Raw genomic sequence first — 21,662 nt, forward strand, 5'->3', positions numbered from 1 at the left:
AGCGCCGGTGCCAACGTCGCCAGCCGCCGCCACACCATCGGGATCGATCGGTGCAGCAGGCCCTGCATGATCATCGCGCCTGCATAGGCACCCACCGACGCCGAGGCCAGGCCCGATGCCAGCAGGCCGACCGCGAAAAGCGCGGCGATCACCGGGCTCACGGTGTCGCGCACGGCGGCGTAAGCCACCTCGATCGAACTGATGTTGCCGCGGCCATGCATGTTCAGCGCGGCGACCAGCAGCATGGCGGCGTTCACGCCGCCCGCGACGACCATCGCCAGCCCGACGTCCAGCCGGGTGACCCGCAGCAACCGCCGTCGCTCCGGGCCGGCCTCGGGATGGCCGTGCCGGTCGCGGGCCAGCCCGGAGTGCAGATACACCGCATGCGGCATCACCGTCGCGCCGAGGATGGCCGCGGCGAGCAGCACGCTTTCCTTGCCGAGGAATCGCGGGACCAGGCCACCGACCACGTCACCGGGTGGCGGGGTCGCCACGAAGAAGCTGGCGGTGAAGCCGATGGCGATCAGCAGCAGCAGCCCGGTGATGACGCGCTCGAAGATCCGCTGGCCGCGCTGATCCTGCACCCGCAGCAGTAGCAGCGACACCACACCGGTGATCACGCCACCGACCAGCAGCGGCAGCCTGAACAAGATGTGCAGTGCGATCGCCCCGCCGATCACCTCGGCCACGTCGGTGGCCATCGCGACGAGCTCGGCCTGCAACCAAAACGCCAGCCGCACTGGGCGATTCAGTTGTGCGCCGATCGACTCGGGCAGCGAGCGTCCGGTCACCAGGCCGAGCTTCGCCGACAGGTACTGCACCAGGCCGGCCATCACGTTCGCCAGCACGATGACCCACAGCAGCGAGAAACCGAACTGCGAGCCCGCGCTGATATTCGCGGCGACGTTGCCCGGGTCGACGTACGCGATCGCGGCGACGAAGGCGGGGCCGAGCAGATACCAGCCCGTCTTCAGCCGGGTACGGGCAACCGAGGCCACCTAACTCACTTTCCGTCAGCGAATAAGAAAGTTAGGTTAGCCGAAACCTCTAGGCGGGCGCGTAGAGGCCGCGACCGGTGACTAGCGGCAGGTCCAGGGTGGTGCGGATACCGGCCGGCGCCGCGACGACCGCGGGGATGGCATTGACGACGCGCATCGCGGTCGCCACCAGGCCGGCGTGGTTGTGGTCACCGTTGGGGCTACTCAGGCAGACGTCGACGACGTACGACGGTTCGCCGGTGATCTCGATCCGGTAGCAGCCGCCGGGTTGGGCCGGCTGCGGCCAGTCCGGGCAGAGGTCTTCGCGTAGCCGGGTGACGTGCTCGACCACAACGACGGGGTGACCGTCCTTGATGCCCTGCACCTCGAAGCGCAGCGCCGCCGCACTGCCCTTGGGGATGTGCCCGGACGCGATCTCGAAGTCCTCGGGCGCGGGAACCCGCTCCTGTTGTTCAGACACCGAGTCGAGTTCGATGCCCAGGCCCGCGGCGAGCTGGCGCACTACCGAGCCCCATGCCAGGCTCAGCACGCCCGGCTGCAGCAGCATCGGGATCTCGTCGAGCGGCTTGCCGAAGCCCATCACGTCGAACATCACGGTCGCGCTGTCGTAGGTGGCGTAGTCGACGATCTCCATGCAGCGGATCTGCTGGACGCTCTGGCAGGTGCCGGCCAGCGCCAGCGGAATCAGGTCGTTGGCGAAGCCGGGATCTATGCCATTGACGAATAGGCTCGAATTACCTTCTCGCGCAGCATCTTCGATGGGCTTGAGCATGTTGTCCGGCAGCGTCTGCCAGGGGTACTGCAGGAAGACGGCGCTGCTGCCGACCACGTTGACACCGGCGGCCAGGATGCGGCGGTAATCCTCCAACGCGTCGGGCAGCCGGTTGTCGGCCATCGCGGTGTACACCGCACATTGCGGACCGGTGGCCAGCACCGCGTCCAGGTCGGTGGACGCTTTGATCCCAGTCGAAATATCAAGTCCGGCAAGCTCTCCGGCGTCTTTGCCGGCTTTGGAATCCGACGACACCCACACCCCGGTGAGCTCGTAGTCGGGGTTGGTGATGAGCGCTCGCAGCGCGTGAATGCCGACGTTGCCGGTGCCGATCGCGGCGACTCTGATGGCCATGGTCACAGGTCCGGGATCGGTAGGTCGAGGTTCGGGAAGGTGATACCGCCGTCGACCTCGATCACCTTGCCGGTCAAGTACGCACCGGCAGGCGACGCCAAATACACTGCAGCGGCGGCGATCTCGTCGGGCTCCCCGAGCCGGCGCATCGGGGTCGCCTTTTCCATCGGCTCTCTGAGCTGGTCGTTGGAGGCGACGATGTCGAGCGCGGAGGTGGCGATCGAACCCGGGGCGATCGCGTTGACCCGGACCCGCGGGCACAGATCCAGCGCGGCGAGTCGGGTGTAGTGCGCGAGCGCGGCCTTCGCGGTGCCGTAGGCGGCGAATCCGCGACCGGCCACTCGTCCCATCGTCGAGGTGATGTTGATGATGCTTCCCGCCCCGGAGTGCTCCAGCATCAACGGCACCGCCGCAATGGTCAGCGCGTGGGCGGTCGCGACGTTGAAGGTGAACGCGCTCTTGAGGTCCTTCGTCGACGTGGTCAGCAGCCCGTTGGGCATGGTGCCGCCGACGTTGTTGACGACGATGTCCAGTCGTCCGAACGCCTCGACGGCCTGGCCGGCAAGCTCCGCGGTGGCCTCGGGCTGGGCCAGGTCGGCGGTGACGATGTGGGCCCGTCGGCCAACAGCTTCGACCTGTTTGGCGACGGCCTCTAGTTCGGATTGGGTGCGGGAGGCGATGACGACGTCGGCGCCGACTTCGGCGAATGCCACCGCGATGGCGGCGCCAAGACCCCGCCCGCCACCGGTGACGATGGCGACTTGGTCGTCGAGTCTGAATTTGTCGAGGATCACGGGCGTCACCGTAGCAAGGCGTTGGCTGCCGCGTAACCCCATTTCTGAAACACGTTCTAGTTGGCCCGTCGTTAAGAATCTGCCAAGCGGCTGCGCCTACGTTGCGGCTATGACGCACTACCAGAGAGTGAAGAGGATGTACGGCGCAGCGCTGCTGTCAGGGGGTGTAGCCGCGGCCCTGTTGGGCGTGGGAGCCCCGGCCGCCCAGGCCGAGCCCTACTTCGGGCCGTGGACATGCTGCCCGGGGCAGAAAGAAGGACATCCCCAAGGCCCCGGTCCGGGGTGCCCGTTTGGGGGTACGGAAGTTAACTGGGACCGAGGGATCTGCCACACGTGGTGGACCACCTACTACGGGCACGGCAACGTCGGACCCAGTACGTGGGATGGCCCCGACCCCCCGCCGCCCGAGGCCACGCAGAAGCCGTGGTGCGGGTTTCCATTCATGTGTTCCGGAACGCCGTAACTTGTCGGAGCCCTTCGTATAATCGAACATATGTTCGATCTGACGGAGTTGGTCTGCGCCTCGGCGCGCGCGGAAGCGCAAGCGACAGCGCGCCGACTGAATGCCGTCGCCGACCTGATGCAACTGCGATACCGCCAGCACGGTGACCGTGCGGAGTGGGTCGCCGACGCATGGGACGCGATCTCCGCCGAACTCGCTGCGGCCCTTCGCATTAGCCGTGCGTTGGCGTCGAGATACATGAGCGACGCGGAGGTGTTGCGCGAACGGCTGCCCAAGGTCGGGGAATGCCTGGCTGCCGGCGACATCGACTACGCGATGTTCAGCGTCATCGCGACACGCACCGCGCTGATCACCGACGAGAACGCGCTCGCGGCGGTCGACGAGCAGGTGGCGCTGCGCGCGCCGCGCTGGCCGTCACTGACACGCGGCCGGCTGGCGATGAAGGTCGACGCCATCGTGCTGCGGGTGGATCGCGATGCGATTCGCCGGGCCAACAAAGAGATCAAAGACCGCTACCTCAATGTGTCCAAGTCGATGTCGGGTATCGCCGAGGTGTACGGCAACGTGTTCGCCAGCACCGCCCAGGCCCTGGATCGGCGGTTGGATGCGCTTGCCGGCACGGTATGCGAGGCCGATCCGAGGACCAAAGCCCAGCGCCGGGCTGATGCGTTGACCGCCTTGGTTGCCGGCGCCGACCGGATGGCCTGCACGTGCGGCGACGCGGATTGCGTCCAGTCGCGCGGACGGCTGCGCGACCGCAATATCGTCATCCACATTGTCGCCGAGGAGGCCAGCGTTGACGGCACCGGGACCACGCCGGGTTTCATGGCCGGGGCAGACGAGCTGATCCCGCCGCAGGTGATCGCCGAGCTGGCCAAGTCGGCGACGTTGCGGCCGTTGACTTTTCCGTCGGACACCGAGCCGCGATACACGCCGTCGTCCGGCCTGGCAGACTTCGTCCGATGCCGCGACCTGACTTGCCGCGCGCCAGGATGCGACATGCCGGCGGTCCGTTGCGACATCGACCACACGGTTCCCCATGCCGACGGCGGCGCGACGCATCCGTCCAACTTGAAATGTCTATGCCGAAAACATCACCTGCTCAAGACTTTCTGGGGCTGGCGGGACATGCAGCTGGCCGATGGCACGGTGATCTGGACGCTGCCGTCGGGGCAGACCTATGTGACCAGCCCCGGGAGCGCGATCCTGTTTCCCGCGCTGACGGTGTCCACCGGAGATGTGCCTAACCTGCCCTCAGCGTTCGAGGTCCGGTGCGGCGACCGGTCGGTGATGATGCCGCTGCGGCAGCGGACGCGGGCTCAGCAGCGATCGCAGCGAATCACCGCCGAGCGCAACCACAATCGCAACGACCGCCTGGCACGGCAAAGGGCCTTCGGATACGCCCGCGCCTCGTCGGACGACCCGCCGTTCTAGCGGAAAATTAGGGAGATCTCCCCATGCATTGACACGGTGGGGCAGCAGATGCTTATTGCATGACCACTCTGAAGAACATCGCTGTGGCAGGGCTGCTTTCATTCGGCCTGGCCGCGGGGATGTACGCGACCGCTGGTACTGCCCTCTCGGATCCGGGCCGCTGTTCAAACGGCGGCCCGCAGCCGGACCCGCCGTGTCGCTGGTGCCCGGGCGATCCCCCGGTGGCGACCGGCAACCATGTCACCAACCCGGTCCGCTGGGACGAAAGCGTCTGCCACAACTACTGGATGGTGTGGTTCGGTCAGGGCAATGTCGCCCAGAATGTCTTCGAAGGCGACGCCCCGCCACCGCCGCCGCCTCCTGGGCCGCCGGGGCTGATCAATCGCGACAACTGCCAACAAATACTCGGGATGTTCTGCCCTCATGCCTAACGAGAAGTCACCGATCTTCGGGCGATCATCCGAGCCCCCGCCGGAAGGGTGGTTCACGTCTCCGCAATTGCCAAAGGGCATAAGGATTTTCCAGCGGGTGCTGTTGTCGATCCTCGCCCTCGGCTGGGTGTTCTCGATCGGATATTTCGTCGCGATTACTTTCGTCATGCACCGATGACGGCTCAGTGTGTCCCTTGTCGAGCCGGTGGCATCGGCGGAGGCCGGAGCGGCGCCGGTCAGCCCCAGCTTCCAGGCGTGCCTTGCGGCACCTGCTGGCCCAGCCAGTTGCAGGGCATCATCGTGCGCCACGCGGTGAACGCGCACTGCTGCTCCGGGGTGAGCGGGCTCGGCCCGGCGCACGGCTTCTCGGGGGCACCGCAGATCGGTGGATCGGCGTGGGCGGCCGGTGCCACCGCGCCACTCAAGCCGTACGCCGCGGCGGCCGCCGCGATCGCGAGCCCTGCTGCGGCTGTCTGAATACGACGCATGACCGGAAGATACCCCCGGCCGGTGGGCGCACGCTGTAAAAGTGGGGAGATATCCCCATGTGTGACCGCCGTTCGGCGGACAAAACTATCCGCATGAGCAAACATCGCATCCTCGCAATCGCGGCCGCAGGGTTGATGTTCGGCGGCCTAACGACTGCGGGATCTACGCCGGCTGCACAAGCGGACACCACTCCGCCCACCGGGCCGGGAGACGTGGTGTGGGACTGGAACATCTGCCGCACCTTCTGCGGCACCAACTACGTGCCCGCCGATCGCGTTCATGTGCCCGTAAAGCGTTCTAGCTCTTAGATGCAGCCTTCTTGGCGGGTGTTTTCTTCGCGGCAGTCTTCTTAGCGGGTGTCTTCTTGGCGGGTGTCTTCTTGGTCGCGGTCTTTTTCGCGGGCGCTTTCTTTGCCGGAGCCTTACCGGAACGCGCCTTCACGCTGGCTTCCAGCTTGGCGAGCAGATCCGAGACATCTTCGGTCTCGTCGAGCTCCTTGGGCTGCTCTTCGGTGGTAAAGGCCTCGCCACCTTCGAGTTTCGCCGTCACCAACTCCTGCAGTTGCTCCTGGTAGTCGTCGTGATAGCGGTCGGGGTTGAAGTCGTCGGCCATCGACTCGACCACCTGCCCGGCCATCTTGAGTTCCGCGGGTTTGACCTCGACCTTCTTGTCCAGCACCGGAAAGTCGGGATCGCGGATCTCGTCAGGCCACAGCAGCGTGTGGATCACCATCACCTCGCGCTTGCTGAAGTCCTTGACCCGCAACGCCGCAAGCCGGGTCTTGTTACGCAACGCGAAATGTACGATCGCCACCCGGTCGGTCTCGGCCAGCGTCTTGGCCAGCAGCACATAGGATTTCGTCGACTTGCCGTCTGGCTCGAGGAAGTAGCTGCGGTCGTACATCATCGGGTCGAGCTCGCTGGCCGGGACGAACTCGAGCACCTCGATTTCGCGGCTGCGTTCTTCGGGCAGCGTCGCGATGTCGTCGTCGGTGATGATCACCATCTGCCCGTCATCGGACTCGTAGGCCCGCGCGATGTCGCGGTACTCGACGACTTCGCCGTCGATCTCGCACACCCGCTTGTACCGGATGCGGCCGTTGTCCTTGGCATGCACCTGGTGGAACTTGATGTCGTGGTCCTCGGTCGCGCTGTACACCTTGACCGGGACGTTCACCAGCCCGAAAGAGATCGAGCCCTTCCAGATCGAACGCATGCTGTCAGTATGCCCATACTGCTGGGCGGATACGCGTCTATCGCTGTTGCGCCGCGGCGACCAGCGCATCCCGATCTGGCAGGTCAGCGCCCGCTCGGCTGACGGTGACCGCAGCCGCGGCGCTGCCGGCCTCCAGCGCCTCGGTCAGCGTCTCGAGATCGAGACCGCCCAGCTCCGCGCGCCGGTCGGCCCCGAGCAGGCCCTGCGCCCACAGCGCATCGAGCAGGCCGACCATGAAGGAATCGCCGGCGCCCACGGTGTCGACCACCTGTGCCGATCGCGCCGGCACGCGCACCATGCCAGCCGCGCAGACGGCCTCGGCTCCTTGGTCCGCCATCGTCACCGCGACGATAGCGGGCCCGAGCGACTGCCAGGTCTGCGCGATGTCTTCCGGTGCGCGGGCTGGGTCCAGCCAGCGCAGGTCCTCCTCGCTGACCTTGACGATGTCGCTGCGCTCGACGAGGTGCTCGATGCGGTAGCGGGCCAGGTCGCGATCGCCGATCAGCGACGGGCGGACATTGGGATCGAAGCTGACGGTGGCCGACACGCGGTAGGCGTCGACGAGTGCAGCGACGGCCAGACATCCCGGATCATGCACCGCGGCAATCGATCCGGTGTGCACGAACAGCGGCGGCTCCACCGGCGGCGGGCCGGACAGCTGCCAGTCGAGGTCGAATTCGTAGCTTGCTGAGCCATCAGCGGCCACGGTTGCTCGTGCCGTGGTCGTCCGGGCCGCATTGTCGCTACCCGAAACAAGTTGTGCCCCAGATGTTGTGACGTACTCGGCGATCCGCCGTCCATAGGCGTCGCGGCCGATGTGCGTGAGGAAGTCGACGTCGCGGCCCAGCCGGGCCAGCCCGACGGCGACGTTGAGTGGGCTCCCACCGACGTGCTCGGCCACCACTCGATGGCCGTCCTGGACGATGTCGATCAGCGCTTCGCCGATCACCAGCCCACGGCTCATCGCAGCAATGCCTCCAATGTTGCGCGAGCCCCCTTGCTGTGCAAGGAATCCAGCGCCCAGCGATACGACTCGACGAACCGGTGCTGGTGAGCGAGATCCGCGAACACCGCGGTGATCTCGATGAAGGCGTTGGGGTTTTGGTGCTGCGAGCGGGCGATCGGTACGAGCGAATCCGCCAATTGGTCGAGCACCTCGTAGGGCTCGCCCCATTCGTCGATGCCCTCGGCGTAGCGGGCCCAACTGGCCACCGCGGCCGACGCCATGGCAACCGGCCCGTCGTTGGCCAGGTTGTCGCAGATGACCGGAAAGAGCCACTTCGGGATGCGGTCCGAGGAATACGCGCAGATCCGTGCGACGGTATCGCGAACCGCGGGGTTGGCGAACCGCTCGATCAGCGTGTTACCGAACTCGTGCAGATCGATGCCCGGCACCGGCGGCAGGGTCGGGATCGCCTCGGTGTCGAAGTAGGTCTGTAAGTACTTGGCGAACAAGGGATCTTGCGCCGCGTCGTGGACGAACTCGAAGCCGCACAAGTGGGCGAAGTAGCACAGGCACTGATGTCCCGCGTTCAGCATTCGCAGCTTCATCAGCTCGTAGGGACGGACGTCGTCGACCACCAGTACACCCGCCCGTTCCAGTGGGGGCCGGCCATCCGCGAAGTCGTCTTCGATCACCCAGGCGCTGAACGGCTCGGCGACCACCGGCCACCGGTCGTCGACGCCGAAGTCGCGCCGCACTTCCGCGGCCATCTCCAAGGTCGTTGCCGGAGTGATGCGGTCGACCATCGAGTTGGGAAAGCGCGCGTGTTCGCCCACCCACTCGGCCAATTCGGGATCTACGCGTTCGGCGCTGGTCAGCACTGTTCGCTTGGCGACCTCACCGTTGTTTTCGATGTTGTCGCAGGAGACGATGGTCGGCGCGGGGATCCCCTGCCTGCGGCGTCTCGCCAGTGCCTCGGTGATCAACGCGAACGCCGGTCCGTCGGGATCGCGGTAGCCGCCCTCGGTGATCGTCAAGGAGATGATCCGGGTGGACGGGGCGGCAAGCACCGCCAGCGCCGCTTCCGGATCGTCGGGCGCATAGCGGTAGTCGACGATCGAGCCGATCACCTGAGCTCCGCGGGTGCCGTCGGGATGCTCCAGGATCAGCGTGTAGAGCCCGTCCTGGTCGGTCAGCACGTCGCGCATGGTCCAGTCGGCGGGCATCACGCCTACTCCGCAAATGCCCCACTCCTTGGCCAGGCCCTGCTGCAGTAGCAGATTGATGTACGCAGCCTGATGGGCGCGGTGGAAGTGGCCGGCACCGATGTGCGCGATACCGACGCGGACGTCACCGCGGTCATACTTCGGCGCGTCGATCGGTAAGTCCTTGAGCGCCGAATTGCTCAGGGCCACTGCGTTAGACACTATGTAACGGGACCTCCACTCGTCACGGCTGACACGATCAGGGCGTCGGCGAGCGCACGCCACGAGTCGGTGACCGCGACCGCGCCGGCATCGATCAATTCCCTGGTCCTGCTTTGACGTTCGGCGGCGGGTACAAACATCACGTTACCGACGGCGTAGTAGCCGGCCGCGACAGCCGACGTGACACCGGGCACCGAATCCTCGACGGCCAGCCCGTGCGGACCATCAACTCCCAGCACCCGGCCGGCCTCCAGATACACGGCTGGGTCCGGCTTGCTCGTCGGGACCGGCAGCGAGTCTTCGGCGCTGAAGCGCACCGCCTCGGGAATGAGATCGTCGAGGCCGCTGGCGGTAAAAGATGCCTTCAGTCGCACGAGAGCGCTGGAGCTGACGGCGGCCAAGGCGAAGCGCTGTGCCAGGTCATGAAGTGGCCCAAGCACTTCCGTGTCGGGCTTCAACGTGACGGCCAGGTGCGCGGTAACCTGCTCGCGCTCCTCGCGCACCCACTCTTCGAGCTCGTCGGCGGTCAGCGCGCGGCCCCCGGCGAGGTCGGCGTCCGAAGCCACCTGCGCGTCAGGACGGCCATCGGCCAGTGCCTTCTCGAACGGAACTCCGCTCAGCACAGCCAGATCGGTGGCGGTGCTGCGAAAGTTCTTGCCCACCGCCTTCTTACGCAGCTGGTCGCCGCTGAGCGGTGAGTCGACGCCGAACCTGGCCAGGAACCGGGTGGTCACCTGGGCCGAGGCGTCGAAAGCCGGTGACTCCGACCCGAAGAGGTTGTCATCGGCGTCCAACAGCAACGTGGTGATCGCCGCCGGGTCGAATGCGCGCACGAATTCCAGGGGCCGGCTCATTTACGACACCAACTCCCGCGCCTCGTCGCGCAGCGCCCGGCGCAGCGTGGGAACAACGCCATGCTCGTCGATGTCGATGATCATCGCGCGCAGACGGTCGGTAAAACCAGGGATCGTCCGAAGTTCGGCGAATATCTCGTGTCGCAGCACCGGCTCGGGGTTGTTGCCACCCATTGTCGCCAGCTTGGTCAACAACTCCTTCTCCGGGTCGTCGACGCGGATCTTGCATCCCTTGAGGTCGTAACCGCGCAGATAGCGAATCCACCCGGCCAGGGCCACCATCAGCAGGGTGTGGGGGCGGTTCTGCTCGATTGCCTCGTGCAGCGACGGCAGCAGGAACGACGCGATCTTCTCCGACCCTCGCCGCGCCAGCCGCGACAGCTGATCGCTCATCTGCGGATTGCTGAGGCGCGAGAGCAACGAATTCCGATACTCGGCGGTGTTCATGCCGGGCACCGGTGGCAGCAGCGGCTGGACCTCGTCGCGCATCAGCTGCTCGACGAAGGCGTAGATGGCCTGGTTGCGCATGGCCTCGTCGGTGCGCTGGTAGCCGGCCAGCCTGGCCAGGCACGACATCGCGATGTGCGTCCCGTTGAGCATGCGGGTCTTGACCAGCTTGTGGTCTTTGACGTTCGAGACGAACTGCGCGCCTACCTCGTCCAACGGCGGGCGGCCGGCGCAGAAGTCGTCCTCGATGACCCATTGGCAGTACGGCTCGGTGACCACCGGCCACTTGTCGGCGATCCCGAAGGTGTCCCGGACGAACTCGACCTCGTCTTCGGAGGTTTGGGGAGTGATCCGGTCGACCATGGTCGACGGAAACGCGACATGGGTGTCGATCCAGCGCGCAAGGTCGGGATCCTTCAGCGCGGCGAACGAGACCAGCGCGGTGCGGGCCGCCTGGGTGTTGTCGGGAATGTTGTCGCAGCACAGCACCGTGAAGGGGGCGGTGCCGGCGCGGCGACGCAACTCGAGTGCCTCGGTCAAGTAGCCCCAGGCCGTGACATAGCTGCCCGAGTGGACCAGGTCGGCCTGCACGTCGGGGTTGGTGGCGTCGAATTCTCGGGTCACCGGATCGAGGAAATAGCCGTTGCCGGTGATCGTCAGGCTGACCACGCGGGTGCGCGGATCGGCCAGCGCGGCGCGCACCGCCGCCCCGTCGTTGGGTGCGTAGTGGACCGATCCGATCGAACCGACCACGCGGGCCGTCTCGCCCTCATGGCCGCGTTCGACGACGGTGTACAGCCCGTCCTGGGCGGACAGCACGTCTTTGACGTCGCGGGAGCGAAGGCTGACGCCGGTGACTCCCCACTGATGGGAGACGCCCGAACAGGCCAGGTCGTCGAAATAGACGGCTTGGTGGGCGCGGTGGAAGTTGCCGGCGCCGATGTGTACGACGCCGCGCTGCAGGGTAGACCGGTCGTAAGTCGGTATATCGATTCCCTGAGCGCGCATGGGAATGGTGTCGAGAGTGTCGTTACTGAGCGGAACTCCGGCGCTTGGCCGCCATGGAATTACTTTTCGCATCTTGCCACTGTGGCCAAGGTTGGCTCTGACTTAAACGTATTAGTGGGTCTTGTCACGGTGGCCTGCGACACGAATGTTGCGGCGAATCAGCATCGCTCGTGGTGAGCGGGGTAATCGGCGGCGTAGGTTGACAAGCATGGCGCCACGGGTCAAGTTGACGAACGCCGACAAGGTGTTGTACCCGGCCACGGGTACCACCAAGGGCGACATCTTCGACTATTACGTCCGTGTTTCCGACGCGATGCTGCCGCATGTCGCGGGCCGGCCGGCGACGCGCAAACGCTGGCCCAATGGCGTTGAGCAGTCGTCGTTTTTCGAAAAGCAGTTGGCCGCCTCGGCGCCAGAGTGGTTGCCGCGCGGCAGCATCACGCATCGATCCGGCACGACCACCTATCCGATCATCGACAGCGTCGACGGTTTGGCCTGGATCGCCCAGCAGGCCGCGCTCGAAGTCCATGTCCCGCAATGGCGTTTCGAGGCCGAATGGACGCGTAAAGGCGAAGAGCTCAAGCCTGGTCCGGCCACCCGCGTGGTGTTCGACCTCGATCCTGGTGAGGGCGTGACGATGGCCAAGCTCGCCGAGGTAGCCCACGCGGTGCGCGATCTGCTGACCGACATCGGGCTGACCACTTTCCCCCTGACAAGTGGAAGCAAAGGCATGCACCTCTACTGCCCGCTGGACAAGCCGGTGAGCAGCCGCGGTGCTTCCGTGCTGGCGAAACGTGTTGCGCAACAACTCGAAACGTCGATGCCGAAGCTCGTCACGGCCACGATGACCAAGAGCGTGCGGGCGGGCAAGGTATTCGTGGACTGGAGTCAGAACAACGGCTCGAAAACCACCATCGCGCCGTATTCGTTGCGGGGACGCGAATACCCGACCGTGGCGGCGCCACGCAGTTGGGACGAACTCGACGACAACAAGCTTCGCCAACTGCGCTACGACGAGGTGCTCGAGCGGGTCGAACGCGACGGCGATCTGCTCGCGCCGCTGGACACCGGTGTCCGAGTCGCCGACCGGCTGACCAAGTACCGCAGCATGCGCGATGCCGCAAAGACGCCCGAGCCGGTGCCCAACACGAAACCAGCTGCTGGGCGGGGTAATACGTTCGTCATCCAGGAGCACCACGCCCGCCGGCTGCACTACGACTTCCGGCTCGAGCGTGACGGCGTGCTGGTGTCGTGGGCGGTGCCGAAGAACCTGCCGGAGACCACCGCGGTCAATCATTTGGCCGTGCACACCGAAGACCACCCGCTGGAGTACGGCAGCTTTGAGGGGACGATCCCGAAGGGGGAGTACGGCGGCGGGAAGGTCGTCATCTGGGATTCCGGCACCTACGACACCGAGAAGTTCCGCGACGGCGGCGACGACGGGGAGAAGGGTGAAGTCATCGTCACGCTGCACGGGCAGCGAATCTCAGGCCGTTACGCGCTGATTCAGACCAACGGCAACCAATGGCTCGCGCATCGGATGAAAGACCAGCAGGTCTTCGACTTCGACTGGCTGAAGCCGATGCTGGCCACCCACGGCTCTGTGGAAAAGCTCACCGCGGCGCAGTGGGCGTTCGAGGCCAAGTGGGACGGCTACCGGCTACTGGTCGATGCCGACCACGGCGCGGTGCGACTGCGGTCGCGCAGCGGGCGCGACATCACCAAGGAATTCCCCCAACTACGCTCACTGGCAACCGATCTCGGCGACCACCACGCGGTGCTCGACGGGGAAGTGGTCGCGCTCGATTCGTCCGGTGTGCCCAGCTTCTCCGAGATGCAGAACCGGGCGCGCGCCACCCGCATCGAGTTCTGGGCGTTCGACCTGCTGTTTCTGGATGGCCGCTCGCTGCTGCGGGCCAAGTACCGCGACCGGCGAAAGCTGTTGGAAACGTTGGCTTCCGCGGGCGGCCTGAACGTCCCCGACCTACTTACCGGCGACGGCGCCGAGGCGCTGGAGTACTCCCGTAAGCGTCGGTGGGAGGGTGTGATCGCCAAGAAACGTGACTCGACGTATCAGCCGGGCCGGCGTTCGGCGTCCTGGGTGAAGGACAAGTACTGGAACACCCAGGAAGTCGTGATCGGCGGCTGGCGCGCCGGCGAAGGTGGACGCAGCAGTGGCATCGGCTCACTGCTGATGGGAATCCCGGGTACGGGTGGCCTGCATTTCGCCGGGCGGGTCGGCACCGGCTTCACCGAGCGCGACCTGGCCAGCCTCAAGAAGACGTTGCAGCCGTTGCACACCGACGAATCACCGTTCGAGGCAAGACTTCCCACGCAGGACGCCAAGGGCGTGACGTTCGTGAAGCCGACACTTGTGGGCGAGGTCCGCTACAGCGAATGGACGTCGGACGGCCGGCTGCGTCAACCCAGCTGGAGGGGACTGCGGCCCGACAAGGAGCCGGGGGACGTGGTCCGGGAGTAGGAGCCGATGGCTTCCTGCAACCCCCGCGTCGCCAGCTCGTCGGCCAACTCGTTGTCGGCGATGCCCGAGTGCCCCTTCACCCAGAACCACTCGACCCGGTGTCGCGCGCAGGCCAGTTGCAGCCGCTTCCACAGATCGACGTTCTTCACCGGCTGCTTCGCCGCCGTCTGCCATCCGTTGCGCTCCCAGCCGAGCACCCACTTGGTGATGCCGTTCCGGACATAGGTGCTGTCGGTGTAGAGGTGCACGGTGACGGATCGGGTAAGTGCCTCCAGCGCCATGATCGGCGCCGTCAACTCCATCCGATTGTTACTGGTCGCGCCGGCGTCGCCCCCGCACATCTCGCGGACGTGGTGACGTTGGCGCAACACCGCCCCCCAACCGCCGGGCCCTGGGTTCGGTCGGCATCCGCCGTCGGTATGGATGATCACCACGTCGTCGGCGGACTCGCTCACCCCGCCGAGAATAGGTGCCGAGACCAGCGTTGTACGGACCGACATGCCGAGCGGGTAGTACGGTAAGTCGATGCGGTGGCTGACTTTTCGAGACGACAGCGGTCAGCGGACGGGCGTGCTGGCCGACGACGTCATCCATCCGCTGCGGCCGGGCGTGAGCCTGCTTGAGCTGATCGCGAACGGGACGTTGGCCGAAGCGGGCGAGGAGGCCTTGCGTTCGGCGGCGACGGTGCCGCTGGACGAGGTGACGCTGATGGCGCCGATACCGCGCCCGCCGTCGATCCGGGACAGCCTCTGCTTTCTCGACCACATGCGAAACTGCCAAGCGGCCATGGGTGGCGGCCGGGTGCTCAAAGACACCTGGTACCGCATTCCGGCGTTCTACTTCGCCTGCCCGACAACGGTTCTCGGCCCCTACGACGATGCTCCGATGGCGCCCGGAAGTGTCTGGCAGGACTTCGAGTTGGAGATCGCCGCGGTGATCGGCACCGCGGGTCAAGACCTGTCCGTCGCCGAAGCCGACCAGGCGATCGTCGGCTACACGATCTTCAACGACTGGTCGGCTCGCGACCTGCAGCAACTGGAAGGTCAGCTGGCGATCGGTCAGGCCAAGGGCAAGGACAGCGGTGTCACGCTGGGGCCGTATCTCGTGACGCCCGACGAACTCGAGCCGTACCGCCGGGACGGCAAGCTGCACCTGGACGTCACCGCGTTGGTCAACGACGAGGTGGTCGGGTCCGGGTCGACCGGACAGATGGACTGGAGCTTCGCCGAAGTCATCTCCTACGCCTCGCGCGGCGTGATGCTCACCCCCGGCGACGTATTCGGGTCCGGCACGGTGCCCACTTGCACGCTGGTCGAGCACCTCGACCCGTCAGCGCCCGAGACCTTCCGCGGCTGGTTGCACGACGGCGACGTCGTCACCCTGCGAGTGGAGGGCCTCGGCGAGACGCGTCAAACTGTACGGAAAACCCCTGCGCCGCAACCACTGCCGCCTCGGCCCAATCCGGACGCGAAGCCCGCCAAACCGCGGGTCAACCCGGCGCCGGCGAAAATTCCGTACACCCGCGGGCTGCACGAGGTCGCCCAGCGGGTGTGGGCCTGGATGTTGCCGGACGGTGGATTCGGCTGGAGCAACGCAGGCCTGGTCGCCGGTGACGGGGCGTCGCTACTGGTGGACACGTTGTTCGACTTACCGCTGACCCGCGAGATGCTGGCCGCGATGGCGCCCATCACCGATCGTGCCCCGATCACCGACGCGTTGATCACCCACTCCAACGGCGATCACACCCACGGCAACCAACTGCTCGACATGGGCGTGCGGATAATTGCCGCGACGGGTACCGCCGAGGAGATCGCGCACGGCATGGCGCCCGAAATGCTGGTGATGGCCAAGAACACCGACCTCGGCCCGGTCGCGACACCATATTTACGAGAACGATTCGGGCCCTTCGATTTCGGCGGCATCACGCTGCGTAACGCCGACCAGACTTTCGACGACCGGCTGACGATCGAGGTCGGCGGCAGGATCGTGGAACTGCTGAACCTCGGCCCGGCGCATACCGCCGCCGACTCGGTGGTGCACGTGCCGGACGCCGGTGTGTTGTTCGCGGGGGACCTGCTGTTCATCGGCTGCACGCCGATCGTGTGGGCCGGTCCGATCGCCAACTGGATCAAAGCGTGCGACGCGATGATCGCGCTGGATGCTCCGACGGTGGTCCCGGGCCACGGGCCGGTGACCGACCCGGACGGAATCCGTGCGGTGCGCGGTTATCTCGCGAATGTCGCTGAGCAGGCCGAGGCCGCCTATCGCGAGGGCCTGTCGTTCGTGGAGGCGGCCGACACCATCGATCTCGGCGAGTATGCGAATTGGCTGGACGCGGAACGTGTGGTTATCAACGTCTACACGCACTATCGCGAATTGGATCCCGGCACACCGCAATTACCCGCGATGGGCCTGCTGGCGATGCAGGCCGACTGGCTGGCCAAGCACGGCTAGCGATCAGTGATGGCGAATTTTGCTGATCAACTTGTCCTTGGTGAGGCCCGAGTAGCCCGTCACGCCAAGCTCTTTGGCACGCTTTTTCAGGTCGGCGACTGACCAGTCGTCGTACGAGCCCGACTTCCCGCCTTTACGGCCTACCGACTTCTTGCCGCGCGACGCCGCGGCATTGGAGATCCGGGCCGCCTTCTCCTTGGAATTGCCTTCTTTTCGCAGGTCCTCGTACATCTTCTCGTTCTTGATCGACGAGTTCGGCATAGTGCACCTCCATTCGACCGACGTGGTAATAGCGACAGGATTCCCACGATGTGAGCGCTGAAACGCCTACGGTTGCCCAATGAATTCCGTGGAGTTGGAAACACTCGAAGACAACATCGCCGGCGTGACGCTGAACCGGCCGGATCGGCTGAACGCCATCGACGGCTCGCTGATCAACGAGTTCGACAAGGCACTGGATGCGCTCGGCAGCGGCGAGTTCCGGGCCGCGATCCTGACCGGCGCGGGTCGCGGTTTCTGCGCGGGCGCCGACCTGAGCGGTACCGGTGAGGCGTGGACGAAGAACGCGCCGAACACCCCGGCGTTCAAGGTCAACTACGACGCGCAGGTTCGGCTGGCAAACCTGTACACCCGGCTCTACGAGCTGTCGATCCCTGTCGTCGCCGCGGTCAACGGCGTCGCGGTCGGCGGCGGGCTGGCGTTCGCGCTGCACTCCGACATCCGGATCGCGTCGGAGAACGCCCGATTCGGATCGGTGTTCATCAAGGCGGGGTTCTCGTCGATGGACATGGGTACCAGCTACCTGTTGCCGAAGATCGTCGGGGCCGGCGTTGCCCGGGAGCTGATGCTGACCGGTCGGATAATCGACGCCGACGAGGCCTACCGGATCAAGCTGGTGCACGAGGTGGTGCCGCCCGACGAGCTGATGGCGGCCGCGTTGAAGGTGGCCCGCTCGATCGTCGAGAACAACGCTTTTGGGGTGTGGCAGACGAAGATCGGGCTCAACACGGCGCTGGATGCGCCCAGCCTGCGGCACGCGATCGAGATCGAGAACCGCACGCAGATTTTGACCGGGTTCACCAACAACCCGGTCGAAGCGGCCCGGGCCCATATGGAGAAGCGCCCGCCGGTGTGGGATCCACTGTAGCCGTTAGGCTTTCGCGATTACGTGCTCCGCGAACCGCTCCAGGTTGCGAATCTTGGTGTCCAGCGGTTCGGTGTCCGGCCCCATGATGTAGGGGACCCGGAAACCGACGATCACGTCGGTGACGCCTTTGTCTTCCAGCCGCTTGACACCGTCAAGAGTAAAGCCGTCGACTGAGATCACGTGGATCTCGAACGGACCGGCCTTGCCTTCCTCTTCGCGAAGTTGCTTGACCCGCTTGATAAGTCGGTCGAGTTCGTCGGGGTCGCCGCCGCCGTGCATCCAGCCGTCGGCACGTGCTGCGCGTCGCAAGGCGGCGTCGGCGTGGCCACCGATCAGAATCGGAATCGGTTGCGTCGGAGCGGGCGTCATCTTGGTCTTGGGGATGTCGTAGAACTCGCCGTGGAATTCGAAGTAATCGCCGGTGGTCAGACCGCGGATGATCTCGATGCATTCGTCAATGCGCTTGCCTCGCTTGGCGAATGGGACACCCATCAGCTCGTAATCCTCCGGCCACGGGCTGGTTCCGACGCCGAGGCCGACCCGGTTGCCGATCAGCGCGGCCAGCGAGCCGGCCTGCTTGGCCACCAGTGCGGGCGGACGGATCGGAAGCTTGAGGACGAAGAAGTTGAACCGCAGTGTCGACGTCACCGCACCCAAAGCTGCGGTCAGCACGAAGGTTTCGATGAAGGCTTTGCCGTCCAGGAATTCGCGGTTGCCGTCCGGTGTATAGGGATATTTGGAGTCCGACTCGAACGGGTAGGCCACGCTGTCCGGAATGGTCATGCTGGAGTAGCCGGCGGCCTCGGCGGCCTTTGCCAGCGGGATGTAGAACGTCGGGTCCGTCATCGCCTCCGCATAGCTGAACCGCACGCCGTCTCCTCACCTCGGTTGCTTCGACTAACGAATGATAGGGAGACCTGCCCGCCGATGGCGGTGAATTCAACGTTGCCGGGTAACTCAGATAGTCGGAGAATGGCTGAAGCGATCGAAGGAGACGATCGGAGAATCATCGTGATTACCGAAACATCCCATGGGCTGATTCGCGAAGTCGCGGACCTGGTTAGCACGCTGCAGGGACACCAGCACGTCCAACTCGAGGCGGTCCTGGGCGAACTGACTGCCAGCTCGGTCGGCGCCATGCCGGGCGCGGAATATGCCGGGATCACCCTGGCCTCGCGTGACGGCAAAGTGCAGACTCCGTCGGCGACGCACCGGTACCCGGCGTTGCTCGACGAGATCCAGCAACGCCACGGGCAAGGACCCTGTCTGTCGGCGGCGTGGGAACAGCACGTGACTCGGATCGACGATATGAGGTCCGAAAAGCGTTGGCCCTATTACTGCGCGGATGCCCTGCTCGAAACGCCGATCCGCTCGGTGATCTCGTTCCAGCTGTTCGCTGATCACAATCACATGGGCGCGCTGAACTTCTACGCCGAGCAGCCCGGCGTGTTCGACGTAGAGGCGACCGAGATGGGCGGTATCCTGGCCGGCCACACCGCGATCGTCTGGAACATGCTGCGTCGCGATGAACAGTTCCGCAGCGCGCTGGCGTCCCGGGACATCATCGGGCAGGCCAAAGGGATGATCATGGAGCGGTTCAAAATCGACGCGGTGCAGGCGTTCGAGCTGCTCAAGCGCCTATCGCAGAGTGCGAACACGCCGCTGGCCGCCGTCGCGCGCCAACTCGTCGAGTCCGAACAGCACGGCACATGACGACGGCCGAATCGGGGGCAGCCGGACAGCGAGCCGCCACGTCGCGTGGTGAAGTCGCGCGGCGCCGGATCAGTGAGCTGCAACAGCGTCGGGCCGAGCTGGCGGCGGGAATGCCGTCAAATGCAGAGACCGTGCAGCGCGCGAGAGAACACGCGCGCGAGTCGCTGGAGCGAGTGAGAAAAGCGCACCGCGACGCCGCGGCACGGCACCTGGATGCCGGCGCCGCGCATCGTCGCGCGGCGGCCTCCCACGAGCAGGCCGCCCTGCGGGCGCGCGACAGCGCCAGCGCCACGCATCAGGATGCGGCGGCCGTGCACCGGGCCGAGGCCGCGGTTCACGACGCCGCCGCCGTGTTAGAGGACGAACACGCCGCTCAGGCTTGGGCGTCCATCAACAGCAAGGCGCCCGAGACGCCGCCGTCGGGAGGCTGAAAGCTCGTGCAGATCACCCGGACCTGAGTAGCGCGACCGCGGCGGTTGACTGCCTCGACCACGGTCTCACCGGGATTGTCCGGATCCACGAAGGCATTTCCGATCAGCGGCCGGACGGTGTCCATCGGTAGGCCGATGTCCAAACTCGTCAAGGTCTCGCCGGCGGTCTCGTCGGCGCGCAAGCCCCACAGCTCTTCACAACCCCGGTTCCACACCACCACGCGCATCTCGCGATCGACGACGACCAAGCCGAAGCGCACCGAGTTCACCAGCGAATCGAGGAAAGTCCGGGCTTCGTCGAGTTCGACGCTGCGCTCACGCAAGGTGTGGTTGATGGTGTGCAGCTCGTCGTTGGTGGACTGCAGCTCCTCGTTCATCGTCTCGAGCTCTTCGTTGGTGGACTGCAGCTCTTCGTTGGTGGTCTCGAGTTCCTCGACCGTCGACTGCAGTTCCTCGTTGGTGGTCTCGAGCTCTTCGTTGGTGGACTGCAGTTCTTCGTAGGCGGCCTCGAGTTGGTGATTGGTGGCGACGACCTTGTCCAGCAACGCGCGAGTCGCGGTGACGTCGAAGAAGACGATCGAGACGCCGAGCAGGCCGTTCTCACTGTCGATCAACGGGTTGACGTGAATCTCGAACCAGACGGTCTCCGCGCCCGCCCGTTGCCATTTGACGTCCGGGATGCGAGCTGACCGGCGATCGACCTTGGCCTGCTCGAGATAGGCGCGCAGCTCGACGGGTCGGTAGGACACCTCCAGGTCGCGTAACAGTCGGCCGATGTCGCGGGCAGACAGGCCGAACATGTTCTCGGCCTGTTGGTTGATCATCGCCACCGTGTCGTCACCGGTCACCACAATCTGGGCCACCGGGTTGGCGCGAAACGCCAAGTCCCGCACGTTAGTCAAGCCAGGCAGGTCGCCGTGGCGGTCGTACATCGTCGCGGCGGGGTCGTAGCGCTCCGATCCGCCGTGCGAGCCAGCGGCTTTGCGGAAGATGCGGTGTTTGAGGTTCAGCGGCGCGAACCGGTCGCCGTGGCTGAGCAGCATCTCGGCGTGCCCGAGAAACAGAGTGCCCTGTGGAGCCAATGCAAAATGTAAGCGGCCCAGCGTATTTCGTTGCGTTTCGGCATTCATGTACATCAGCGTGTTGCGGCATACCAGCAGGTCGACCCGCGAGATCGGCGCGTCTTTCACCAAGTCGTTGCGTCCGAAAATGACCGCGCGGCGCAAGTCTTTGTGAAAGATGTAGCGCCCGTTCTGCTGTTCGAAATATTTGGTCAGCAAGTCGGGCAGCACCGACTCGACGGCCTTGGCGTCGTAGCTAGCCGCCCGCGCTTCGGTGAGCGCGTCCTCGTCGACGTCTGTCGCATAGATCTTGACGCGCTGCCGGAACGCGTCGGGGCCCAGTGCCTCGGCCAGCAACATAGCCAGCGTGTACGCCTCCTGGCCGGAAGCGCAACCGGCACTCCAGATTCGGATCGGGGAGTCTGGGCCGCGCTCGGCCAGCATCCGCGGAACGATGTCGGACGCGATGTAATCCCACGCGTCGGGATCTCGGAAAAACGCGGTGACGTTGATCAGGATCGTGTTGAACAGGGCGGCGAACTCATCGGAGCTGGCCTGCAGGACGTCGAGGTATTCCTCGAAGGTTTCGTAGCGGGCGAGCGCCATGCGATGGCGAACCCGTCGCATCAGGCTGGTGCGTTTGTAACCGGTGAAGTCGAAGCCGCGCGAGTCACGCATGTACCGCAGCAATGCCTCGAACGATTCGTCTGTCTCAGTGTCCATCTCATCCTGTTCGCCGGCGACA

At 65.5% G+C, this 21,662-nt stretch carries 23 protein-coding genes; 10 read left to right on the plus strand and 13 right to left on the minus strand.

Features of this window, described 5'->3' with window-relative positions:
• The 3 genes from A5658_RS04845 to A5658_RS04855 all read right to left on the minus strand — a co-directional run.
• Positions 1-998: Nramp family divalent metal transporter (locus A5658_RS04845; protein ID WP_067331780.1), on the minus strand; the 998-nt coding region annotated here is incomplete at its 3' end.
• Between the two features lie 49 nt (positions 999-1,047).
• Complete coding sequence (locus tag A5658_RS04850) at positions 1,048-2,124, minus strand: diacylglycerol kinase (protein WP_067331782.1); 1,077 nt, start codon at positions 2,122-2,124, stop codon at positions 1,048-1,050.
• Between the two features lie 2 nt (positions 2,125-2,126).
• Positions 2,127-2,918 carry an SDR family oxidoreductase gene (locus A5658_RS04855; RefSeq protein ID WP_067331784.1) on the minus strand — a complete coding sequence of 264 codons (792 nt, stop codon included), beginning with the start codon at positions 2,916-2,918 and terminating at the stop codon, positions 2,127-2,129.
• A 109-nt stretch (positions 2,919-3,027) separates the two neighbouring features.
• Here A5658_RS04855 and A5658_RS27915 point away from each other — a divergent pair, with 109 nt between their 5' ends.
• Genes A5658_RS27915 through A5658_RS27920 form a run of 4 tightly spaced genes read left to right on the plus strand, consistent with a single transcriptional unit; the run spans position 3,028 to position 5,424 of the window.
• Entirely contained in the window at positions 3,028-3,381 is a 354-nt protein-coding gene (locus tag A5658_RS27915) for a hypothetical protein (RefSeq protein ID WP_156751263.1), read from the plus strand.
• A gap of 30 nt (positions 3,382-3,411) precedes the next feature.
• Positions 3,412-4,815: an HNH endonuclease signature motif containing protein gene (locus A5658_RS04860; RefSeq protein WP_067331786.1), complete on the plus strand. Its 1,404-nt coding sequence runs from the start codon at positions 3,412-3,414 to the stop codon at positions 4,813-4,815.
• A gap of 59 nt (positions 4,816-4,874) precedes the next feature.
• Entirely contained in the window at positions 4,875-5,246 is a 372-nt protein-coding gene (locus A5658_RS04865; protein ID WP_067331788.1) for a hypothetical protein, read from the plus strand.
• Positions 5,239-5,424 (plus strand): hypothetical protein, encoded by a 186-nt coding sequence (locus A5658_RS27920; RefSeq protein ID WP_156751264.1) that lies wholly within the window; start codon positions 5,239-5,241, stop codon positions 5,422-5,424. Before A5658_RS04865 ends, A5658_RS27920 begins: the two co-directional genes overlap by 8 nt.
• A gap of 58 nt (positions 5,425-5,482) precedes the next feature.
• On the opposite strand, the gene A5658_RS28365 is transcribed toward A5658_RS27920, so the two are convergent.
• The gene (locus A5658_RS28365; RefSeq protein WP_067331790.1) at positions 5,483-5,734 is read right to left on the minus strand and encodes a hypothetical protein; all 252 of its coding nucleotides are present in this window, start codon (positions 5,732-5,734) and stop codon (positions 5,483-5,485) included.
• Positions 5,735-5,827: 93 nt separating this feature from the next.
• On the opposite strand from A5658_RS28365, the gene A5658_RS27925 reads away from it, so the two are divergent.
• A complete protein-coding gene (locus tag A5658_RS27925; RefSeq protein ID WP_156751265.1) occupies positions 5,828-6,043 on the plus strand; it encodes a hypothetical protein in 216 nt (71 codons plus the stop codon).
• Here the strand turns inward: A5658_RS27925 and A5658_RS04875 are convergent.
• The 5 genes from A5658_RS04875 to A5658_RS04895 are packed head-to-tail and all read right to left on the minus strand — an operon-like array spanning position 6,033 to position 11,701.
• Entirely contained in the window at positions 6,033-6,950 is a 918-nt protein-coding gene (locus A5658_RS04875; protein WP_067331792.1) for a Ku protein, read from the minus strand. The two genes, A5658_RS27925 and A5658_RS04875, sit on opposite strands and share 11 nt — an antisense overlap.
• Before the next feature lie 37 nt (positions 6,951-6,987).
• Positions 6,988-7,914 (minus strand): carbohydrate kinase, encoded by a 927-nt coding sequence (locus A5658_RS04880; RefSeq protein ID WP_067331794.1) that lies wholly within the window; start codon positions 7,912-7,914, stop codon positions 6,988-6,990.
• The gene (locus tag A5658_RS04885) at positions 7,911-9,308 is read right to left on the minus strand and encodes a mannitol dehydrogenase family protein (RefSeq protein WP_067331796.1); all 1,398 of its coding nucleotides are present in this window, start codon (positions 9,306-9,308) and stop codon (positions 7,911-7,913) included. Before A5658_RS04885 ends, A5658_RS04880 begins: the two co-directional genes overlap by 4 nt.
• Before the next feature lie 11 nt (positions 9,309-9,319).
• On the minus strand, positions 9,320-10,174 hold the full coding sequence (locus A5658_RS04890) for an HAD family phosphatase (protein ID WP_067331798.1): 855 nt from the start codon (positions 10,172-10,174) through the stop codon (positions 9,320-9,322).
• Positions 10,175-11,701, minus strand: a complete 1,527-nt coding sequence (locus A5658_RS04895) for a mannitol dehydrogenase family protein (protein WP_067331800.1) — start codon at positions 11,699-11,701, stop codon at positions 10,175-10,177.
• Between the two features lie 136 nt (positions 11,702-11,837).
• Here A5658_RS04895 and A5658_RS04900 point away from each other — a divergent pair, with 136 nt between their 5' ends.
• Positions 11,838-14,111: an ATP-dependent DNA ligase gene (locus tag A5658_RS04900; RefSeq protein WP_067331802.1), complete on the plus strand. Its 2,274-nt coding sequence runs from the start codon at positions 11,838-11,840 to the stop codon at positions 14,109-14,111.
• Here the strand turns inward: A5658_RS04900 and rnhA are convergent.
• Positions 14,051-14,611, minus strand: a complete 561-nt coding sequence (gene rnhA / locus A5658_RS04905) for a ribonuclease HI (protein ID WP_231997213.1) — start codon at positions 14,609-14,611, stop codon at positions 14,051-14,053. The genes A5658_RS04900 and rnhA overlap by 61 nt on opposite strands.
• A gap of 25 nt (positions 14,612-14,636) precedes the next feature.
• Here rnhA and A5658_RS04910 point away from each other — a divergent pair, with 25 nt between their 5' ends.
• On the plus strand, positions 14,637-16,565 hold the full coding sequence (locus tag A5658_RS04910; protein WP_067331804.1) for a fumarylacetoacetate hydrolase family protein: 1,929 nt from the start codon (positions 14,637-14,639) through the stop codon (positions 16,563-16,565).
• A 3-nt stretch (positions 16,566-16,568) separates the two neighbouring features.
• Here A5658_RS04910 and A5658_RS04915 read toward each other — a convergent pair whose 3' ends face one another.
• Positions 16,569-16,826: a Rho termination factor N-terminal domain-containing protein gene (locus A5658_RS04915; protein WP_067331806.1), complete on the minus strand. Its 258-nt coding sequence runs from the start codon at positions 16,824-16,826 to the stop codon at positions 16,569-16,571.
• A gap of 88 nt (positions 16,827-16,914) precedes the next feature.
• Here A5658_RS04915 and A5658_RS04920 point away from each other — a divergent pair, with 88 nt between their 5' ends.
• The gene (locus A5658_RS04920; protein WP_197503052.1) at positions 16,915-17,712 is read left to right on the plus strand and encodes an enoyl-CoA hydratase/isomerase family protein; all 798 of its coding nucleotides are present in this window, start codon (positions 16,915-16,917) and stop codon (positions 17,710-17,712) included.
• A 3-nt stretch (positions 17,713-17,715) separates the two neighbouring features.
• Here A5658_RS04920 and A5658_RS04925 read toward each other — a convergent pair whose 3' ends face one another.
• The gene (locus tag A5658_RS04925; protein WP_067331811.1) at positions 17,716-18,582 is read right to left on the minus strand and encodes a TIGR03619 family F420-dependent LLM class oxidoreductase; all 867 of its coding nucleotides are present in this window, start codon (positions 18,580-18,582) and stop codon (positions 17,716-17,718) included.
• Positions 18,583-18,684: 102 nt separating this feature from the next.
• On the opposite strand from A5658_RS04925, the gene A5658_RS04930 reads away from it, so the two are divergent.
• Positions 18,685-19,425, plus strand: a complete 741-nt coding sequence (locus A5658_RS04930; protein ID WP_067331813.1) for a GAF and ANTAR domain-containing protein — start codon at positions 18,685-18,687, stop codon at positions 19,423-19,425.
• On the plus strand, positions 19,422-19,856 hold the full coding sequence (locus A5658_RS28650) for a hypothetical protein (protein WP_067331815.1): 435 nt from the start codon (positions 19,422-19,424) through the stop codon (positions 19,854-19,856). The genes A5658_RS04930 and A5658_RS28650 overlap by 4 nt, the downstream gene beginning before the upstream one ends.
• Here A5658_RS28650 and A5658_RS04940 read toward each other — a convergent pair.
• Positions 19,799-21,640: a CheR family methyltransferase gene (locus A5658_RS04940; protein WP_067331901.1), complete on the minus strand. Its 1,842-nt coding sequence runs from the start codon at positions 21,638-21,640 to the stop codon at positions 19,799-19,801. The two genes, A5658_RS28650 and A5658_RS04940, sit on opposite strands and share 58 nt — an antisense overlap.
• Between the last annotated feature and the right edge of the window lie 22 nt (positions 21,641-21,662).

It is taken from the genome of Mycobacterium sp. 1245111.1, from assembly GCF_001673405.1.
GTDB lineage: Bacteria > Actinomycetota > Actinomycetes > Mycobacteriales > Mycobacteriaceae > Mycobacterium.

What these genes read in the sequence shown, in the direction of transcription:
- A5658_RS04930 (WP_067331813.1), top strand. Translation starts at nt 18,685, where the DNA reads ATGGCTGAAGCGATCGAAGGAGACGATCGGAGAATCATCGTGATTACC.
- A5658_RS04880 (WP_067331794.1), bottom strand. Translation starts at nt 7,914, where the DNA reads ATGAGCCGTGGGCTGGTGATCGGCGAAGCGCTGATCGACATCGTCCAG.
- A5658_RS04860 (WP_067331786.1), top strand. Translation starts at nt 3,412, where the DNA reads ATGTTCGATCTGACGGAGTTGGTCTGCGCCTCGGCGCGCGCGGAAGCG.
- A5658_RS04875 (WP_067331792.1), bottom strand. Translation starts at nt 6,950, where the DNA reads ATGCGTTCGATCTGGAAGGGCTCGATCTCTTTCGGGCTGGTGAACGTC.
- A5658_RS04915 (WP_067331806.1), bottom strand. Translation starts at nt 16,826, where the DNA reads ATGCCGAACTCGTCGATCAAGAACGAGAAGATGTACGAGGACCTGCGA.
- A5658_RS27920 (WP_156751264.1), top strand. Translation starts at nt 5,239, where the DNA reads ATGCCTAACGAGAAGTCACCGATCTTCGGGCGATCATCCGAGCCCCCG.
- A5658_RS04895 (WP_067331800.1), bottom strand. Translation starts at nt 11,701, where the DNA reads ATGCGAAAAGTAATTCCATGGCGGCCAAGCGCCGGAGTTCCGCTCAGT.
- A5658_RS27925 (WP_156751265.1), top strand. Translation starts at nt 5,828, where the DNA reads ATGAGCAAACATCGCATCCTCGCAATCGCGGCCGCAGGGTTGATGTTC.
- A5658_RS04910 (WP_067331804.1), top strand. Translation starts at nt 14,637, where the DNA reads ATGCGGTGGCTGACTTTTCGAGACGACAGCGGTCAGCGGACGGGCGTG.
- A5658_RS04850 (WP_067331782.1), bottom strand. Translation starts at nt 2,124, where the DNA reads ATGGCCATCAGAGTCGCCGCGATCGGCACCGGCAACGTCGGCATTCAC.
- A5658_RS04940 (WP_067331901.1), bottom strand. Translation starts at nt 21,640, where the DNA reads ATGGACACTGAGACAGACGAATCGTTCGAGGCATTGCTGCGGTACATG.
- A5658_RS28650 (WP_067331815.1), top strand. Translation starts at nt 19,422, where the DNA reads ATGACGACGGCCGAATCGGGGGCAGCCGGACAGCGAGCCGCCACGTCG.
- A5658_RS04900 (WP_067331802.1), top strand. Translation starts at nt 11,838, where the DNA reads ATGGCGCCACGGGTCAAGTTGACGAACGCCGACAAGGTGTTGTACCCG.
- A5658_RS04865 (WP_067331788.1), top strand. Translation starts at nt 4,875, where the DNA reads ATGACCACTCTGAAGAACATCGCTGTGGCAGGGCTGCTTTCATTCGGC.
- rnhA (WP_231997213.1), bottom strand. Translation starts at nt 14,611, where the DNA reads ATGTCGGTCCGTACAACGCTGGTCTCGGCACCTATTCTCGGCGGGGTG.
- A5658_RS04890 (WP_067331798.1), bottom strand. Translation starts at nt 10,174, where the DNA reads ATGAGCCGGCCCCTGGAATTCGTGCGCGCATTCGACCCGGCGGCGATC.
- A5658_RS27915 (WP_156751263.1), top strand. Translation starts at nt 3,028, where the DNA reads ATGACGCACTACCAGAGAGTGAAGAGGATGTACGGCGCAGCGCTGCTG.
- A5658_RS28365 (WP_067331790.1), bottom strand. Translation starts at nt 5,734, where the DNA reads ATGCGTCGTATTCAGACAGCCGCAGCAGGGCTCGCGATCGCGGCGGCC.